Source organism: Edaphosphingomonas laterariae (assembly GCF_900188165.1).
Taxonomy (GTDB): domain Bacteria; phylum Pseudomonadota; class Alphaproteobacteria; order Sphingomonadales; family Sphingomonadaceae; genus Sphingomonas_E; species Sphingomonas_E laterariae.
The window spans coordinates 42,768-57,576 of record NZ_FZOS01000011.1; the positions used below are offsets into that span (position 1 = coordinate 42,768).

The 14,809-nt window shown below is 65.8% G+C and carries 17 protein-coding genes; 10 read left to right on the plus strand and 7 right to left on the minus strand.

The genetic code is table 11. From position 1 onward, the window contains the following. Positions 1-76 precede the first annotated feature (76 nt). Positions 77-1,855, plus strand: a complete 1,779-nt coding sequence (locus CHB74_RS11485) for a putative bifunctional diguanylate cyclase/phosphodiesterase (RefSeq protein ID WP_089219786.1) — start codon at positions 77-79, stop codon at positions 1,853-1,855. Here CHB74_RS11485 and CHB74_RS11490 read toward each other — a convergent pair. The 4 genes from CHB74_RS11490 to CHB74_RS11505 all read right to left on the minus strand — a co-directional run bounded on the left by CHB74_RS11490 (position 1,831) and on the right by CHB74_RS11505 (position 4,936). Further along, positions 1,831-3,051, minus strand: a complete 1,221-nt coding sequence (locus CHB74_RS11490; RefSeq protein ID WP_089219787.1) for a CCA tRNA nucleotidyltransferase — start codon at positions 3,049-3,051, stop codon at positions 1,831-1,833. The genes CHB74_RS11485 and CHB74_RS11490 overlap by 25 nt on opposite strands. Further along, positions 3,048-3,650, minus strand: coding sequence for a CoA pyrophosphatase (locus CHB74_RS11495; protein WP_089219788.1), 603 nt, complete (start codon positions 3,648-3,650; stop codon positions 3,048-3,050). The genes CHB74_RS11490 and CHB74_RS11495 overlap by 4 nt, the downstream gene beginning before the upstream one ends. After that, positions 3,647-4,219, minus strand: a complete 573-nt coding sequence (locus CHB74_RS11500) for a DUF1285 domain-containing protein (RefSeq protein ID WP_089219789.1) — start codon at positions 4,217-4,219, stop codon at positions 3,647-3,649. Before CHB74_RS11500 ends, CHB74_RS11495 begins: the two co-directional genes overlap by 4 nt. 189 nt (positions 4,220-4,408) lie before the next feature. Further along, a complete protein-coding gene (locus CHB74_RS11505; protein ID WP_089219790.1) occupies positions 4,409-4,936 on the minus strand; it encodes a GNAT family N-acetyltransferase in 528 nt (175 codons plus the stop codon). A gap of 251 nt (positions 4,937-5,187) precedes the next feature. On the opposite strand from CHB74_RS11505, the gene CHB74_RS11510 reads away from it, so the two are divergent. After that, entirely contained in the window at positions 5,188-5,589 is a 402-nt protein-coding gene (locus CHB74_RS11510; protein WP_089219791.1) for a dihydroneopterin aldolase, read from the plus strand. 59 nt (positions 5,590-5,648) lie between these two features. Here CHB74_RS11510 and CHB74_RS11515 read toward each other — a convergent pair whose 3' ends face one another. Then, complete coding sequence (locus CHB74_RS11515) at positions 5,649-6,503, minus strand: hypothetical protein (RefSeq protein ID WP_245842852.1); 855 nt, start codon at positions 6,501-6,503, stop codon at positions 5,649-5,651. A 247-nt stretch (positions 6,504-6,750) separates the two neighbouring features. Between CHB74_RS11515 and CHB74_RS11520 the strand changes: the two genes are divergently transcribed. From CHB74_RS11520 to CHB74_RS11545, 6 genes are all read left to right on the plus strand, one after another. After that, positions 6,751-7,410 (plus strand): energy transducer TonB, encoded by a 660-nt coding sequence (locus CHB74_RS11520; protein ID WP_089219792.1) that lies wholly within the window; start codon positions 6,751-6,753, stop codon positions 7,408-7,410. A gap of 75 nt (positions 7,411-7,485) precedes the next feature. Beyond that, positions 7,486-8,244, plus strand: a complete 759-nt coding sequence (locus tag CHB74_RS11525) for a MotA/TolQ/ExbB proton channel family protein (protein WP_089219793.1) — start codon at positions 7,486-7,488, stop codon at positions 8,242-8,244. 101 nt (positions 8,245-8,345) lie between these two features. Then, on the plus strand, positions 8,346-8,825 hold the full coding sequence (locus CHB74_RS11530; RefSeq protein ID WP_089219794.1) for an ExbD/TolR family protein: 480 nt from the start codon (positions 8,346-8,348) through the stop codon (positions 8,823-8,825). 15 nt (positions 8,826-8,840) lie between these two features. Continuing rightward, complete coding sequence (locus CHB74_RS11535) at positions 8,841-9,272, plus strand: ExbD/TolR family protein (RefSeq protein ID WP_089219795.1); 432 nt, start codon at positions 8,841-8,843, stop codon at positions 9,270-9,272. A gap of 450 nt (positions 9,273-9,722) precedes the next feature. Continuing rightward, positions 9,723-10,130, plus strand: coding sequence for a holin family protein (locus CHB74_RS11540; RefSeq protein WP_089219796.1), 408 nt, complete (start codon positions 9,723-9,725; stop codon positions 10,128-10,130). A gap of 45 nt (positions 10,131-10,175) precedes the next feature. Beyond that, positions 10,176-10,511, plus strand: coding sequence for a DMT family protein (locus tag CHB74_RS11545; RefSeq protein ID WP_089219797.1), 336 nt, complete (start codon positions 10,176-10,178; stop codon positions 10,509-10,511). Positions 10,512-10,701: 190 nt separating this feature from the next. On the opposite strand, the gene CHB74_RS11550 is transcribed toward CHB74_RS11545, so the two are convergent. Then, positions 10,702-11,724, minus strand: a complete 1,023-nt coding sequence (locus tag CHB74_RS11550) for a mechanosensitive ion channel family protein (protein WP_089219798.1) — start codon at positions 11,722-11,724, stop codon at positions 10,702-10,704. A gap of 380 nt (positions 11,725-12,104) precedes the next feature. On the opposite strand from CHB74_RS11550, the gene hslV reads away from it, so the two are divergent. Further along, positions 12,105-12,659 (plus strand): ATP-dependent protease subunit HslV, encoded by a 555-nt coding sequence (gene hslV, locus CHB74_RS11555; RefSeq protein ID WP_089219857.1) that lies wholly within the window; start codon positions 12,105-12,107, stop codon positions 12,657-12,659. Positions 12,660-12,754: 95 nt separating this feature from the next. Continuing rightward, positions 12,755-14,053, plus strand: coding sequence for an ATP-dependent protease ATPase subunit HslU (gene hslU / locus CHB74_RS11560; protein WP_089219799.1), 1,299 nt, complete (start codon positions 12,755-12,757; stop codon positions 14,051-14,053). A gap of 21 nt (positions 14,054-14,074) precedes the next feature. On the opposite strand, the gene radC is transcribed toward hslU, so the two are convergent. Beyond that, positions 14,075-14,764, minus strand: coding sequence for a RadC family protein (gene radC, locus CHB74_RS11565; protein ID WP_089219800.1), 690 nt, complete (start codon positions 14,762-14,764; stop codon positions 14,075-14,077). Positions 14,765-14,809: the final 45 nt, after the last annotated feature.

Genomic DNA, 14,809 nt, shown 5'->3' on the forward strand with positions numbered 1-14,809 from the left:
GTGTCGTAGATTCCGTCGCTTCGGCCCGGCTTGAGCTAAAGCAAGAATTAACCGTCTCGGGTTATGGCTCTCCACCATGCAGGTCGAGCCACATCGCAGCGAACTGGCCGCTATGGTGGACGAGACGATGGAATTCCCCATCGTCCGCGAGATCGCGCGCGTCGAGGAACTGGCGACGATCGAGCTTATACGCCGCGCCCGGCAGGAATATCTGAATGCGCTGCCGATCGCCGCGGCGATCGTGACCGAACAACTGGATGGCACGGTCGAGATACTGGGGAACGAGCAGTTCCAGGTGCTCGACGCGATTTCCGGCGCCATTCCGATTCGCCCCGGCGCGACATTGCCGCTGGTGGAGCGCGAGCCGGTGCAGACCGCGCTCGCCGATTTCCTGCGCGGCAGCGCGCGGGCGCATGAATTTGCCTGGCAGGATGGCGAAGGCGTGGGCGGGCGCCACTTCGTCGTCCGCTTCGGCCGGCTGGCGGCTTATGAGGATGGCACGCGGCGTTGCGTGCTTTCGCTGATCGACCGCACCGCCGAAGTGGAGAATGAACGCAGCCTGCGGGCGGAAATGACGCATGACAGCCTGACCGGGCTGCCCAACCGCGTCGCATTCAATGAAGCGGTCGAATCCGTCCTGGAGGCGGATGCGGGGATGGCGGGGCATGCGGTGCTCGTTGTCGATCTCACCCGCTTCAGCCGTATCAATGAAAGCATGGGTTCGATCGCCGGCGACGAACTGATCATCACCGTGGCGCGCCGGATGATCGCGTCGCTCCGCGCAGGCGACCTGCTGGCGCGAATCGGCGGCGACGAATTCGCGATCCTGCTCAAGCTGGCGGACGGGCCGGGCGATGCGCTGCACGCGGCCCGCCGCATCCAGGCGACGATGACCGCGCCCTTCCGCATTTCCGACCTGGAAATCCGCATCGACTGCGCGATCGGCTGTGCGCTGGTGAGCGATCAGATCGGCGGCGCCGAGGATCTGGTGCGCAACGCGCAATTCGCGCTCAAGCGGGCCAAGGGCTCCGGCCGGGTCGAGGTCTATCAGCCGGGCGAGGTGAGCAAGGCTCGCCACCGCTTCAGCCTGGAAACCGAATTGCGCCGCGCGATCGAGAGCGATTCGCTGACCCTGGCCTTCCAGCCGCTCGTCAACCTGCAGACCAACAAGGTGGCCGGGTTCGAGGCGCTCGCTCGTTGGGAGCATGAGGCGCTGGGGCTGATTTCGCCGACCGAGTTCATCCCCGTGGCCGAAGAATCGGGGCTGATCGTGCCGCTCGGCCGCTGGGCGCTGGAAACCGCGCTGGCGACGCTGGCGCGCTGGGACGCCGAACATGGCGCGCCGCTGCCCATCCATGTCGGGGTCAATGTCTCCGCCATCCAGCTTGCCCGCGACGATGTGTCGAGCGCGGTCGAGAACGCGTTGCGCCGTTCGGGCCTGCGCGGCGACCGGTTGACGCTGGAACTGACCGAAAGCGCGATCGTGCAGGATCCCGAACGTGCCACCCGCACGCTGCAGGGGCTGAAGGGGCTGGATGCGAAGATCGCGATGGACGATTTCGGCACCGGCTATTCATCGCTTGCTTATCTGCAGCGCCTGCCGATCGACATATTGAAGATCGACCGCAGCTTTGTCACCGGGATGCTGGGCGACCGCGACTCGGTGGCGATCGTCCGCGCCGTGCTCGGGCTGGCCGACGCGCTGGGCATGGACACCACGGCCGAGGGTGTCGAGACGATCGAACTCGCCCACACGCTTTCGGCGCTCGGCTGCGGCTGCGGCCAGGGTTTCTACTTCGCCCGGCCACTTTCGGCCGGCGAGGCGCTGCCTTACTGGCGTTCGCGCAGCGCCTGATCGACCGCGGCTTCGGCGGCGTTTTTCACCCATTGTTCGTCGGGAAAGCCGGCATCGAGCCAGTCGCGCTCGATCGCCTGCAACGCGGCCGCCACCTGCGGGCCGGGGCGCAGGCCGAGCTTGACGAGATCGCCGCCCTTGATCGGGAATTGCGGGCGCTGCCAGCCGTCGAGCGCGGCGATCGCGGCCGCCAGTTCGGCATCATCGGCATCCGACAGCAGCAGCAGATCGACCGCCGCCTGCGGCTGGCGATAAGCGAGCGGAACCGGCGCGGTGCCGGGCGAGGGTGGCGCGGCAAGCAGTTCGAGCCGGCCGCGCGCCGCGTTGGACAGGCGGAGCCGCGACGCGACCTGGAAGGCGACAGCGGGATCGCGCGGCAGCAGCGCCGCCAGCCGGCGCACCGCATCGGGCGCGGCATGGGCGATCGGCTCGCGCGCGATCAGCCGGGCGAGGCGGGCGACGCCGTCCCCGTCGATTTCGGGCAGCACCGGCGCGAAGATCCCTTCATCGTGCATCAAGGCGATGGTCGGATGGGGATCGGGCAGCGCAAGCAGCTTGGTCAGTTCGTCGGCAATCCGTTCGCGCGACAACGCCATCAGGTCATTTGCGCGCGCGGCGCAGGCGGCGAGGCCTGCCGCATCGGGCGCGCCCTTGCCGAAGCGCGCGTGGAAGCGGAAGAAGCGCAGGATACGCAGATGATCCTCGGCAATGCGGGTCAGCGGATCGCCGATAAAGCGGATATGGCCATTGGCCAGATCGTCGATCCCGCCGAAATAATCGGTAACGCTGCCGTCGATCGGGCTGGCGAACAGCGCGTTGATCGTGAAATCGCGGCGTTCGGCATCCTCGCGCCAATTGTCGGTGAAGGCGACGGTGGCGCGCCGCCCGTCGGTGGAAACGTCGCGGCGCAGCGTCGTCACCTCCACCGTCGCGCCATCGGGCAGCACGGCGGTGATCGTGCCGTGGGCAAGGCCGGTGGGCACCGCCTTGAACCCGGCCTTGCGCACGCGCTTCACCACCTCTTCGGGCGCGAGCGCGGTGGCGCAATCGACATCGGAAACGGGGAGGCCGAGCAGCGTATCGCGCACCGCCCCGCCGACATAGCGGGTGGCATCATCGGCGGCGCCCAGCGCGGCCAGCAGTTCGGCAAGCCCGGCGCGGTTGCGCCAGGGGGCATCGGGAAGTCGGGTGGTCATGCGGGGTAAGCGAGCCTGCGGGCAAGGTTGACGATCATCGCGGCGGTGGCGCCCCAGATGCGCCGATCCTGCCATGTGATCTCGAAAAAGCGGCGTTCACGCCCCTGCCATTCCACCGCCTGCTCGATGTGATTCATCGGCTCCAGCAGAAAGGAGAGGGGGATTTCGAAGATGTCGGCCACCTCGGTCGGCTGGGCGATCAGCGGCAGATCCGGCGGCAGCACGCCGATCACCGGCGTCACATCATATCCCGTGATCGTGCGGTAGCGATCGACCGTGCCGACCACATCGACATGGGCGCGCGGCAGGCCGATCTCCTCCTCCGCCTCGCGCAAGGCCGCGCCGATCACGCCATCGTCGCCGGGATCGACCCGGCCGCCGGGAAAGGCGATCTGGCCGGCATGGCGCCGCATGGTTTCCGGCCGCAGGATCATCAGGATCGTGGGATCGACCCGATCGACGAAGGGGACGAGCACGGCCGCCGGCACGATCTGTTCGCCGGCGCGCAGCGCGAAATCGGCATCGTCATGTTCCAGCAGGATCGGATCGCGCGCCTGCCCGTCGGCAAGCGCGGTGCGGAGGCGGGTGGCGAGCATCATGGCGCGGGCTCCAGCGGAAAGAAGGCGCCGCCGCTCCACAGGCCGGGCGGATCGGCGCCCTCGTCGATCGCGATATTGGCCAGTTCATAATAAACCGGCCGGGCGATCAACGCCTCCAGCCCGCCGCGCACGGCGAGATAGGGGTGGGGGCCATCGCCCTTGTCCTCGAAACGGAGCGGATGTTCGGGCCCGGCGACCACCATGTCGCCGGTGTTGAGGCGGAAGGCCATGCGGCGATCGGCGCCTTCGCCTTCGCTTTGGAGTTCGACCGCGACGAACGCGGCATCATCCACGTCGATATCCAGCTTTTCCACCGGCGTGACGAGCACATGGCGGCCATCGGGCTCGCGCCGCAGGATGCTGGCGAACAACCGCACCATCGCCTGCCGCCCGATCGGCGAGCCCTGATGGAACCAGGTGCCGTCGCGCGCGATCCGCATATCGCTGTGCCCGCAATGCGCCGGATTCCACTTTTCCACCGGCGGCAACTTCCGCTCGGCGGCCAGCCGGGCGATTTCGGCGAGCGAAAGGCCGGTCAGATCCTCTGGCGGGGGGCTGGTTTCAGGCATGACGCCATCCGCTTAGAGCGATTTCAAAGCAGATGGAAACATCTGCTGACTCGGAAATCGCGGGATCGGCCAAGCGCGCGCGATTTCGAAGCAGATGGAAACATCTGCTGACTCGGAAATCGCGCGGAGGTGAAAGCCGGAATGGCCGCTCCGATGCTATCGGGGCGGCGACTCCGGCGAAAGGCAGGGTCAGCGCGGGGCCGCCGGGGCGGCATGGCGCGCCTGCAACTGGCCGTTGAGCGGCAGCGGCGCCGTCCCGCGCAGCCGGGCGAGCAGCCGGCGCCGTTCGACCGGCCCGGGAACCTCCCAGCCACCTGTCCATTGCGCGTCAAAGCCGAAGAAGCGGCCATAATATTCGGGATCGCCGATCAGCACGAGCGAATCGGCCAGCCCGGCATCGGCGGCGGCGAGCATCTTTTCCATCAGCTTGCGGCCGATGCCGTCGCGCTGGCGATCGGGCCGCACCGCGACCGGGCCGACCAGTGCGAGAGGCACCGTGCGGCCATCGTCACCCGCCAGTTCGACCGGCCAGCTTTGCAGCGTTCCCACCAGATTTCCGGCATCGTCGAATGCGGAAAAGGACAGTTCGGCAATCGCATCCACCCCGGTTCGCAGGCGATAGGCGGTCCGGCCGTGGCGATCGGTGCCGAAAGCGGCATCGAGCAATTGTTCAACGGCGGCGGGATCGGCGGCGGCGAGCGGAGCGAGCGTGATCAATCCTGGGGGGAGCTTTCCATGATGTGTGAAGATGCGCGCGCCCTCTAGAGACTCCCGCACGAAAGAAAAGTCCGAATTGTCGATGGGGGCGGGGATCGGGCGGGCTGGGGGCTTTTCCACATGACTCGTGGAAAGGGCTGTGGATAAACCCGGGACGGTCGCGGGACCAGCGCGGCCCGCCTGGCGCTTGCGCGACTTGCCCGATTTTCAGGCAGCGGCTACCGCGACCGCGAACAATGCGAGATGACCACATGACCACGCCGCCTGTCCTCGATGGACTCGTTCCGACCGCGCTTGCCCCCAAGTCGCGCCGAATCTTCCTCGAAGACTTCAATCTGCCGGTGGATATCGGCTTCCATGATTTCGAGGTGGGCACGCCGCAGCGGCTGGTCGTGAATGTCGAGGTGTGGGTCGACGAGGCGAGCTTCGCGCGCGAGGACAATGCCGCCGCCGCGTGGAATTATGATTTCCTGCGCACCGAGATCAAAAGGCTGGCGGACAGTGGCCGATTCAACCTGCAGGAAACGCTGGCGCGCGCCATTTACGATCTGATCGCGGCCCGCGCCGGGGTGACGGCGCTGCGAGTCTCGACCCGCAAGCCCGATATCTATCCCGATTGCGCCGGCGTCGGGGTGGAACTGGCGTCCTTCTGACCCCCGGCGCCGCGCGCTGGCCGGCCGACTTGATTGTGGCCAGCGCAAATTAAGCGGCGTCAGCCCGCCGGAAAATTGCGCGTGCAGGGCTTAAGTGCCTCGATGACGACGCGATAATCGGCGCGCGCGGCACCGGCCTGATCGGCGGTCAGATCGGCCGTCGAATGATCGGGCAATTCGGCCGGCAGGGTGCAGGCGAGGCGATACCAGAGCAGGCTGTCGGGCGCGGGCGGGGCGGCGCTGTCGTCCACCATTTCGCCCAAAGCCACGGCCCAGCGCGGCGATTCGCCCGGCCGGCGCAGCACGTTGAGCGAGACCGGGCGGCCATCGTCCGTGCCCAGGAAAATCTGGGTTTCGCTCTCGCCGGGCAGCGATCCGGGGACGTGGAAGGCGTTGCCGACGCGGGTGATGTGCGGCGGTGCATCCGCGGCGATCAGATCGCGCAGCACGCCGCGCGTGCGGGTTTCCAGATCGGCGGACCACATCATCTGGCCATAAGGCCGCGCCAGCCGCAGCTCGCCGGGCCGGTCGGGAACCGTGTCCACAAAGGCCAGAAGCCGCATTTTCTTGAGCTTTGGCGCGCGATTCGCCGCATCGAGCGGGACATCGGCAAGCCACGCCACCTGGCCGGGCAGGCCTTTTTTCCCGCCCAGCAGGGCGATCAACCGGCCTTCGATGTAGAAACGCTGCATGCCGGCCGGCGTGCCCGCCGCCGCCGGGCCCTTAAGCTTGGTTGCGGCCGTCACCTCGATATCGGCGACGGCGTCCGCCGCTTCGGCCAGCGCGACGAGATCCGCATAGGTCATTTGGCGGGCGACCGGCGCATTTTCGACGATTCGCGGGGTTTGCTGGGCTGCCGCCGGAATCGCGGAAAGCGTTGTCAGAATCGCGATCGCGAGCGACGTTTGACGCATGTTCAATCCTTCTGGCCAAGAGCATACAACCATTTGAAAATGGCCTGAGAGGCCGGTTTCGCATGGCGACCCCGGACGGTTCAAGGGTTGGACAAAGGAATTGCGTCGTCGAAAGTGTCGCGATAAGGACACACATTCCGTCAATAATTACTGAACCAAGACGGTACCCGCTAGATTATGTCGGGCGCTCCCCCATGGGCAGCCCGGACCCGTGAAGCTTGTGGATTGGAGGGAGTGTCGTTCCTTAATGGCTTACGCTGATCAATCGATGAGCTCCCGCCGGGTCGTGGCGATCGGCATTGTCGCACTGCTGCACGCAGTGATCGGCTATGCGTTCGTGACGGGCCTGGCCTACAACGTCGTCAAGAAAGTCGCTCAGGACCTGAAGACTTTCGACGTCGAAGAGGAGCCGCCACCCCCGGAGGAGCTGCCCCCGCCGCCGCCGCCCGAACAGAAGGTTGAGCCGCCGCCCGTGCTTGCTCCGCCGCCGATCGTTCAGGTGCAGAATGTGGCGCCGCCGCCGGTGACCACGGTTCGTGAGGCGCCCCCGGTCGTCATCACGCCGACCGCGCCTCCGGCCCCGCCGCCGCCGCCGCCGCCTGCCCTGGCTGCGAAGGCATCCGAACGCGGTAATTCGAGCCTTTGGGTCACCACCGAGGACTATCCGTCGCGAGCCCTGCGTGAAGAGCGCGAAGGCACCGTTACGGTGGCCTGGGACGTCGATGCCGGCGGTAAGGTGGTCAACTGCCGCGTGACGGCCTCGTCCGGCCACCCGGACCTCGATGAAGCGGCCTGCCGCAACATCACCCGTCGCGGCCGTTACAAGCCCGCGAAGGACTCGGCTGGCAACGATGTGCCCTCGAGTGGCTATTCGCGCCGCGTTCGCTGGCAGATGCCCAAAGACTGATGACGGCATGAGCCGGATCGCCTGAAGCATCCGGCCGGCCAATCAACCAATTCGACGAAGAGGAAGAACACCGAAATGGCTACCCCCGCTGCAGCGCCCCATGGCGGCGAGAACCCCTACGGCCTGATGGCCGCCCTGGAGCAGGGCGGAACGATCGCTTGGGCCACCTTCATCATCCTCGTGGTGATGTCGGCCGCGTCCTGGTACATCATGTTCACCAAGCTCCTTGAGCAGCAGAAGATCCTCAACCAGGCGAAGCGCGTGCGCACCTCGTTCTGGGGCACGCCGAGCCTGAAGGACGGCGCCGCCAAGCTCGAGAAGAACTCGGCCTATCGCCAGATCGTCGACGACGGCCTGCGCGCCCAGGACGAGCACACCAAGCTCATCGATCCGATCGACCAGCATGACTGGCTGCTCAGCTCGCTGTCGCGCAGCCAGCAGGCGGTGAACTCGAAGCTCGGCAACGGCCTCGCCGTTCTCGCCACCGTCGGTTCGACCGCGCCGTTCATCGGTCTGTTCGGTACCGTGATCGGTATCTACCGCGCGCTCATCAAGATCGGCGCTGCCGGTCAGGCCTCGATCGACGCCGTCGCCGGCCCGGTCGGTGAAGCTCTGATCATGACCGCGCTTGGTCTGGCCGTGGCCGTTCCGGCCGTGCTCGGCTACAACTGGCTGATCCGCCGCAACAAGGTCGTCGCCGAGCAGCTCGCTGCCTTCGCGACCGACATCCATGGCTACATGGTGTCGAACGGTGCGGTGAAGCCGTCGCTGATCGCTGCGAAGCCGGCCGCTCCGGCCGCTGCCAAGCCGGCTGCGACCGCCACCAAGGCGTAACTATCGGCCCGGCGTGGCCCCTTGGGGTCACGCCGGAAACGCCGGGTCGCTCGGTTGGCTCCGTCGCCGCCGAAAGTTGAAGTAGGACAGGATCTCACCCTATGGCCATGAGTGCAGGGCCCGCTGAAGACGACGCCCCGATGTCCGACATCAACACGACGCCTCTCGTGGACGTCATGCTGGTGTTGCTCATCATCTTCCTCATTACCGTTCCCGTCGTCATCCAGACGGTTCCCGTCAATCTGCCCAAGGTTGTGTTCGAACCGACGACGACCAAGCCCGAGAACGTTTCGCTCTCGGTGCGCGCCACTGGCGGCAAGTGCGAGGTTTTCTGGGGCCAGACGCTGGTTCAGCCGCAGGAACTGCTCGACCGCGCCGTGGTCAAGCTGAAGGCTGAAATCGACAAGCAGGGCGGCCCGACCGCGCCTGGCGTCGAACTTCCGGAAGCGCATATCCGCGGGGACGTGAACACGCCGTACCGTTGCATCGGCGGCGCGATCTTCACCATGCAGCGTGCGGGCTTCGCGCGGGTCGGGTTCATTTCCGAACCGCCGGCGGGCTACACGGCTGGCCGTCTCTGATCAGGAGTATCCATCATGGCAATGGCAGCAAGCACCACCGAAGGTGAGCCGATGATGGACATCAACACGACGCCGTTGATCGACGTCATGCTGGTGCTCCTCATCATGTTCATCATCACCATCCCGATCCAGACGCACGCGGTGAAGCTCGACCTTCCGGTCGACGATCCCAATGCGAAGAAGGATCCGCCGCCCATCGATCCCGTGAAGAACAAGGTCACGATCGATCCGGCCGGCACGGTGTTCTGGAACGGCAGCCCGGTGAGCCTCACCGTGCTCCGCCAGTATCTGGATCAGACCCAGACGATGAACCCGGTTCCCGAGCTGCATCTGCAGCCCGACCCGCAGGCCCGCTATGTGGTCGTGGACGAAGTCCTCGCGATCACCAAGCGCGCCCAGGTCGAGAAGATGGGCTTCGTCGGTAACGAGGCTTACGCGACCTGGTAATCCCGGCGCGCAAGCATTCGGACGAAAGAAAGGGGCGGACCGCAAGGTCCGCCCCTTTTCTTATGCGGGTCGGTGGCCACCGGCCTGCGGGAAGCAGCGCAGGGTTGCCAGCGCGATCTGTGTGGCAGGGCGCGGCAGCCCGGAAATTTGGGGTGTGGGCCTGCGTTCTGTCGATCTTGGCGGTCCACCCGATCGGCCGTTGGTCATGCGTTTGGGGGGCGGCGCTAGCCGTCTGAATCGGCCAATTTCCTCCCGATGGCGGCGGAGTGTGTGGGCGCGCGCGCAGGGGCGGTTTCCGCGAGGGCCTTTCGTCTTTGTTTCTGCGTCCCAAGTGGCGGGATCCCTTTCGTCGACGCGGGCCAGGCGGCTCCGTGCGTGCCGGCTTCCGTCGCCGCTGTCCTACAGATATCCATATCGGTTAAAATCGTGCCTCAATCGCAGGAGGCATTCATGTCGCTCATCGAAGGTATCATCGGTCCGGTCGCGAAGCTGATCGACAAGATCATTCCCGATCCCGAGGCGCGCGATCGGGCCAAGCTCGAACTCATCAAGCTGGAAGGCAGCCAGGAAATGGAAGCGCTCAAGGTGCAGCTTTCGGCGATCGTGGCCGAGGCGCAGTCGGCCGATCCGTGGACCAGCCGCGCGCGGCCCAGCTTTCTCTACGTCATCTACGCGCTGTTGCTCTGGTCGATCCCGATGGGGTTGATCGCGGCGGCGAAGCCCGATGTCGCCACCGCCATCGCGCAGGCGATGAACGCCTATCTCGCCGGCCTGCCCGAACCGCTCTACGCGCTCTTCGGCACCGGCTATCTGGGCTATACGGCCGCGCGTGAATGGGGCAAGGCGAAGAAGAGCTGAGCTTCGCCCACGCCGGGTGGCGGGGCCGCGCAGGAGCCCCGCCACATGCCCACCCTTGCCTTGCTGGTCGCATCCAACCTGTTCATGACGATCGCCTGGTATGGCCATCTCAAATTTCCCGACGCGCGGCTGTGGGTGGTGATCCTGGCATCGTGGGGGATCGCCCTCATCGAATATTGCCTAGCGGTGCCGGCGAACCGGATCGGTTATTTCAATGGCTTTACCGGCGGCCAGCTCAAGATCATGCAGGAATGCGTCACGCTTGCCGTGTTCGCGCTGTTCGCGATCTTCGTGCTCAAGGAACCGCTAAGCTGGCGCTTCCTGGGCGCATCGGCGTGCATCGCGGGCGCGGCGGCATTCATGTTCGTCGGGCGCGCTTAAACGGCGCGCGGAAATTCCAACGCTCAGTGATGGTCGGCTGGCCGGCAGGCGGGCAGGATATTCAGAGGGCCGCTTTGTCGGGCAAGCGGACCGGCGGCGTTGCCCTCTGCGACGGTCGGCTTGGGTCACAAGTGTCCATGGTGAACGAGCCGGTCCGCGCCAAATGAGCGCGACGCGCGATCCGGTGATGCTATCGGTGGCGTGGCTGTTCGATTGCCCGTTCATGCAGGCCCCGATCGGAATCGAGCGCGACGGCGGTTGCCGCGTCGTTCGGCGCCGTTTCATGCTCCTTACGCGGTCGCGATTGTGCTTCGTCCACTGTGGGGACGTGAATGACCTTGAGCGCGTCATCGCCTTCAAGGCCGAACAGGCCGCGCAGGCTTATCTCCAGCTGGTCACTGGCGCTGTTGATGCCTTCCGCACGCAAAGCTTCATAAATGGCCCAGGTATAAGCCGCATGCAGGGTTCGCGGATGGCGTGCCGATGCCGGCGTTGGCCATATCACGAGATCGAAATCGAGCCCGGCGCCGCTGAACCCCTTCAGCCAGACCTGCGCCTTGTGCAGATCATCGTCCGGCAAGGTGAAATCGAGGCCCCTCGCGGCCGCCAACACGACGTCGCGAACCTTTGTGCAGTCGCTTTGCTTGGCGACCGAGAAGGGTACGTGAATGCGCCGGGAAGATTCGTTGTAAGTCCAGTTTCTGACCTGGCTTTGGACCAGTGCGGAATTGGGGATGACGACATTGAGATTGTCGTTGGTCCGTAGCCGCGTGGCGCGCGGGCCGATTTCTACGACCTCGCCTCGGACCTCGCCTTCAAGCTCGATGAAATCACCGATCCGGATCGTCGGATCGAAAATCAGAACGAGGCCGGAAACGAACTCCTTCACGATACCCTGTAGGCCCAGCCCGAGCCCCACGCCGATGGCGCCGGCAAAGATCGAAAGCGAGGTGATATCGATGCCCAGCGCGGTGACGCCGGCCAGCACGCCGACGATCATGATCAGATAGGTGGCCAACTGCTCGACAATATAAACCATGGGCGCGCCGTTGGTGACGCGGCCGCGCACGCGATCCAGAGAATATCGCAGCATCTTCACCACGAGGAGCGCGCACGCGACGATGGCGATAGCTGTCATGGCGCGCTTGGCGAGGATGGTCCACGTGACCGAGCCTGCGAGGGCCTGTGCGGCCTGGAGTGCGTCTTCGAACATAGCCGGGGCCCTGGTGGTGAACGCGTGCCGCAAGGCTACATCGCGCGACACCCCCTCGGTATCGGTGTTTCTTGGGATGGCGGAGGCTTTGCACCGTTAAAGCAAATGGGGTTTGGCCGCCCGTACGACGCGGCGTTCAGCTTATTGCCGTGAACGGCCTCTGTCCGCATTCGTCCGCGCCGCCTGGGCGAGAATCTTTGCTTTTCCGATAGTTATCTGGATCTTGAGAGTCGCCATGGCAAGGCTCAACTTCCGCAACTTCGCTATTCCGCCGGGGCAGTTGCCGTTCGGCCATCTTTTCGCGTCGCGATGGCGGCGCCCGCGTTGTCATCCCGCTACCCCGCGCCCATATCGCCCGTGGAACAGATTACGGAATGGATATGAGCGAAGACAAGATTGGCTGGCACGGCACGACGATCCTGTCGGTGCGGCGCGGTGTCAAGGTGGTGGTCGCCGGTGACGGCCAGGTTTCGATGGGCAATACGGTGATGAAGCCCAACGCCCGCAAGGTCCGCCGCCTGCACGACGGATCGGTGATCGGCGGTTTCGCGGGCGCCACGGCGGATGCCTTCACCTTGTTCGAACGGCTGGAACGCAAGCTGGAACAGCATCACGGCCAGCTGATGCGCGCCGCGGTGGAACTCGCCAAGGATTGGCGCACCGACAAATATCTCCGCAATCTCGAAGCGATGATGATCGTCGCGGACAAGGATGTGACGCTGATCCTGACCGGCAATGGCGATGTGCTGGAACCGGTGGGCGGCGTCGCGGCGATCGGTTCGGGCGGCAATTTCGCGCTCGCTGCCGCGCGCGCGCTGGTCGATTATGAACCTGATGCCGAACGGCTGTGCCGCAAGGCGATGGGCATCGCGGCGGAGGTGTGCGTGTTCACCAACGACCAGCTGACGGTGGAGACGCTGGATAGCGCCACCTGATCGCGGTCCCGCCCAACGCCTGGCTTGAACCGCGATTGTCCCGCACCGATATCGCCGGTTTCGCCCCCTGAAGTTCCTTCCCAGAGAAAGCCAGAATGAACGACGCGCTTACCCCCAAGGCAATCGTCCACGCGCTCGACGCGCATATCGTCGGGCAGCAGGAGGCCAAGCGCGCCGTCGCCGTCGCGCTGCGCAACCGCTGGCGCCGGCAACGGCTGCGGCAGGATCTGCGGGACGAGGTGACGCCCAAGAACATCCTGATGATCGGGCCGACGGGCTGCGGCAAGACCGAGATCAGCCGCCGCCTCGCCAAGCTGGCCGATGCGCCCTTCGTGAAGGTGGAAGCGACCAAGTTCACCGAGGTCGGCTATGTCGGCCGCGATGTGGAGCAGATTGCCCGCGATCTCGTCGAGGAAGCGGTGCGGCTGGAAAAGGAACGCCGCCGCAACGCGGTGAAGGACAAGGCCGAGGAGGCCGCGCTCATCCGCCTGCTCGACGCGCTGGTCGGCAAGGATGCGAGCGAAGCGACGCGCAGCGCCTTCATCCAGCGGTTCCGCGATGGCCATCTCGACGACAAGGAGGTCGAGGTGGAGCTGGAGGACAGCGGTTCGCCTTCGTTCGAGATCCCCGGCATGGGCGGCCAGGTCGGCATGATCAACCTCAGCGACATGATGGGCAAGCTGGGCGGCGCGCGCACCAAGCGCCGCAAGCTGCCGGTCCGCGCCGCATGGGCCAAGCTGGTTGACGAGGAAGCCGACAAGCGGCTCGATCAGGATGAGGTGAGCCGCGTCGCTTTGGCCGACGCCGAAGCCAATGGCATCGTCTTTCTCGACGAGATCGACAAGATCGCGGTCAGCGACGTGCGTGGCGGATCGGTCAGCCGCGAAGGCGTGCAGCGCGATCTGCTGCCGCTGATCGAAGGCACCACCGTCGCCACCAAATATGGGCCGATGAAGACGGACCATATCCTGTTCATCGCCAGCGGCGCCTTCCACGTCGCCAAGCCCAGCGATCTGCTGCCCGAACTGCAGGGCCGCCTGCCGATCCGCGTCGAGCTGCGCGCGCTGACCGAGGAGGATTTCGTCCGCATCCTTTCGGCCACCCAGGCATCGCTGACCGAGCAATATCGCGCGCTGATCGGCACCGAAGGGGTCGAGATCCGCTTCACCGACGATGGCATCGCCGCCATCGCCCGCATCGCGGCGGAGGTGAACGCGCAGGTGGAAAATATCGGCGCCCGCCGGCTTTCCACCGTGATGGAAAAGCTGCTGGAGGAAGTGAGCTTCGATGCCGAGGATCGCAAGGGCAGCACGCTCGTGATCGATCAGGCCTATGTCGAAAATCAGCTTTCGGCGATCGCGCGCAACACCGATCTCAGCAAGTTCGTGCTGTAAGGGCCGGGGCGGGGCGGGGGGCTACATCAGCCCCATCGCCCGCAGGCTGGCATGGCCTTCGCCAGCGATGACGATATGATCGTGGACGGTAATGCCCAGCGGCTTGCCGGCCGCGATCAGTTCGCGGGTCAGGGCGATATCCTGCCGGCTGGGGGTGGGATCGCCCGACGGGTGGTTGTGGACCAGGATCAGCGCCGCCGAGCCAAGATCGATCGCGCGGCGGACGATTTCGCGGACATAGACCGCCGCCTGATCCACCGATCCTTCGGACACCAGATCGTCGCGGATCAGCAGATTCTTGGCGTTGAGGTGCAGCACGCGGACGCGTTCGATGCCGCGATGGGCCATGTCGGCGCGCAGATAATCGAGCAGCGCCTGCCAACTCGCCAGCACCGGCCGTTCGGCGACGCGCGATCGCAGCAGGCGGAGCGCCGCGGCCTCGGCGATCTTGATCGCGGCGACCGCGTTTTCACTCAGACCCCCCTTGCGGGCGAGTGCCGCCGGCTCCGCGCTGAACAGCGCGCCGAGGCTGCCGAATTCCGCCAGCAGCCGCCGCGCCATCGGCTTGGTGTCGCGGCGCGGGATGGCAAGGGCGAGCAGATATTCGACCAGTTCATGATCGTGCAGCGCATCCGGCCCCTGTGCGGCCAGCCGCGCGCGCAGCCGGGCGCGGTGGCCGCTGGCGTCGTTGGCGGGATCGGCATCGCTCATGGCGGGGGACTGTGCATGGGTCGTGACGGCGGCGCAACCGAATCG

What these genes read in the sequence shown, in the direction of transcription:
- CHB74_RS11530 (WP_089219794.1), top strand. Translation starts at nt 8,346, where the DNA reads ATGGCCATGAGTGCAGGGCCCGCTGAAGACGACGCCCCGATGTCCGAC.
- CHB74_RS11490 (WP_089219787.1), bottom strand. Translation starts at nt 3,051, where the DNA reads ATGACCACCCGACTTCCCGATGCCCCCTGGCGCAACCGCGCCGGGCTT.
- CHB74_RS11520 (WP_089219792.1), top strand. Translation starts at nt 6,751, where the DNA reads ATGGCTTACGCTGATCAATCGATGAGCTCCCGCCGGGTCGTGGCGATC.
- radC (WP_089219800.1), bottom strand. Translation starts at nt 14,764, where the DNA reads ATGAGCGATGCCGATCCCGCCAACGACGCCAGCGGCCACCGCGCCCGG.
- hslV (WP_089219857.1), top strand. Translation starts at nt 12,105, where the DNA reads ATGAGCGAAGACAAGATTGGCTGGCACGGCACGACGATCCTGTCGGTG.
- CHB74_RS11535 (WP_089219795.1), top strand. Translation starts at nt 8,841, where the DNA reads ATGGCAATGGCAGCAAGCACCACCGAAGGTGAGCCGATGATGGACATC.
- CHB74_RS11540 (WP_089219796.1), top strand. Translation starts at nt 9,723, where the DNA reads ATGTCGCTCATCGAAGGTATCATCGGTCCGGTCGCGAAGCTGATCGAC.
- CHB74_RS11510 (WP_089219791.1), top strand. Translation starts at nt 5,188, where the DNA reads ATGACCACGCCGCCTGTCCTCGATGGACTCGTTCCGACCGCGCTTGCC.
- CHB74_RS11545 (WP_089219797.1), top strand. Translation starts at nt 10,176, where the DNA reads ATGCCCACCCTTGCCTTGCTGGTCGCATCCAACCTGTTCATGACGATC.
- CHB74_RS11525 (WP_089219793.1), top strand. Translation starts at nt 7,486, where the DNA reads ATGGCTACCCCCGCTGCAGCGCCCCATGGCGGCGAGAACCCCTACGGC.
- CHB74_RS11495 (WP_089219788.1), bottom strand. Translation starts at nt 3,650, where the DNA reads ATGATGCTCGCCACCCGCCTCCGCACCGCGCTTGCCGACGGGCAGGCG.
- hslU (WP_089219799.1), top strand. Translation starts at nt 12,755, where the DNA reads ATGAACGACGCGCTTACCCCCAAGGCAATCGTCCACGCGCTCGACGCG.
- CHB74_RS11500 (WP_089219789.1), bottom strand. Translation starts at nt 4,219, where the DNA reads ATGCCTGAAACCAGCCCCCCGCCAGAGGATCTGACCGGCCTTTCGCTC.
- CHB74_RS11515 (WP_245842852.1), bottom strand. Translation starts at nt 6,503, where the DNA reads ATGCGTCAAACGTCGCTCGCGATCGCGATTCTGACAACGCTTTCCGCG.
- CHB74_RS11550 (WP_089219798.1), bottom strand. Translation starts at nt 11,724, where the DNA reads ATGTTCGAAGACGCACTCCAGGCCGCACAGGCCCTCGCAGGCTCGGTC.
- CHB74_RS11485 (WP_089219786.1), top strand. Translation starts at nt 77, where the DNA reads ATGCAGGTCGAGCCACATCGCAGCGAACTGGCCGCTATGGTGGACGAG.